The organism is Blautia faecis (assembly GCF_027662325.1).
In the GTDB taxonomy this organism is placed as follows: Bacteria; Bacillota; Clostridia; order Lachnospirales; family Lachnospiraceae; genus Blautia_A; species Blautia_A faecis.
The window spans coordinates 1-1,356 of the sequence record NZ_JAQDKY010000085.1; the positions used below are offsets into that span (position 1 = coordinate 1).

Genomic DNA, 1,356 nt, shown 5'->3' on the forward strand with positions numbered 1-1,356 from the left:
AAAGAAATCGAGTACATCCTGGTTGAGACCAAAGCACCGGAAGGTTATGTAAGAAGCGAGAAAGAGGAAAACGTTGTATTTGAGTATAAAGATGATAAGACCAAAGAGATTGAGATCACCAAAGAACTTACTAATGAGCGGATTCCAACTGGCGGTTATGTAAAATCTCCGAAAACAGGAGATGACACCAACATTTGGCTTCCTATCTTTCTTCTTGTTTTATCAGTGGGCGGAATTGCCGGGATCTTCTGGTATACCAAAAAGAAAAATCATGAGGAATAAGAAAACTGGACTGTCACTTCGGTGGCGGTCCTTTTTTCTTGGAAATAATTGGAAATGGAGGGGATTATGAAGCAGGTAAAAGAAATGGGAATCGTGGCTGTATGCTTGATGCTGCTGGGTTTTGGAATCTGCATGGGAATCGGAACGTATCTTATGTACCGGGATGGGGAAGAGGAATATGACACCCTTCGGGAATATGTTGCCGTGGAGGAGCTAAAAGAAAATGCTGATGGTGAAACACCGGAGAAAAACCAGAAAGAAACAGTTACCGTTGATTTTGAAGCTTTGAAAAAAATAAATCCGGAGATCATTGCCTGGATCCGGATCCCGGATACGAAGATTGATTATCCGGTTGTGCAGGGGATAGACAATGAATATTATCTAAAGCATACCTTTAAAAAGACAGAACATGTAGCCGGAAGCATTTTTCTGGATAAAGACAACAGTCCGGATTTTTCCAACCGAAAGAGCATTCTATATGGACACAATATGAAAGATGGCAGTATGTTCCAGGGGCTGCACAAGTACGAAAATGAGCAATATTTAGAAACACACAATAAAGTGTACCTATATCTGCCGGATGGACAGTCCTTGACCTATTCGGTAATAAGATGCGGATATGTAAATGCGGACAGCGATACCTTCTGGCTGGGAGAGCCAGTTGAAACCAGACAGCTTTTATTATCCACCTGCGGTTCCGATTCTTCGAAACGCCTGGTTCTTTTCTGTGAGCTGCCAGAGGAAAGCGAAGAGTCAGAGACAAATGGTGAGGGTATAAGTATGGAAGTCTTTTAATACCAGGAAAATAAAATGCCATAAATTACTTTATATCGTCAGGAAAATACGGAAATTATGTTTTAAGACTAAAAATAAATTATTTTAGCAAGTATGCAACTGATACCGAAATTTTACGTGATATATAGTGAAAAAAGAATAAAGGAACTTTGAAGGGAGGACTCTAAAAAATTTTACTTACAACTTATAGGGGAAAATTTAAGAAAACGAGGTAAACAGGATGAATGGATTAAAAAAGTGGATGGCAATTATTATGACAAGTGTTACAATTATGGGAAA

2 protein-coding genes are annotated in these 1,356 nt (G+C 39.2%); both read left to right on the forward strand.

The annotated features are described in order from the left end of the window. Positions 1-282 (forward strand): LPXTG cell wall anchor domain-containing protein (locus PGQ38_RS19070; protein WP_270433132.1); only part of this gene is annotated, 282 nt, incomplete at its 5' end. 66 nt (positions 283-348) lie between these two features. Beyond that, positions 349-1,077: a class B sortase gene (srtB, locus tag PGQ38_RS19075; protein ID WP_204453214.1), complete on the forward strand. Its 729-nt coding sequence runs from the start codon at positions 349-351 to the stop codon at positions 1,075-1,077. Positions 1,078-1,356: the final 279 nt, after the last annotated feature.

Coding starts and splice junctions, on each gene's coding strand:
- srtB (WP_204453214.1), top strand. CDS start 349: ATGAAGCAGGTAAAAGAAATGGGAATCGTGGCTGTATGCTTGATGCTG.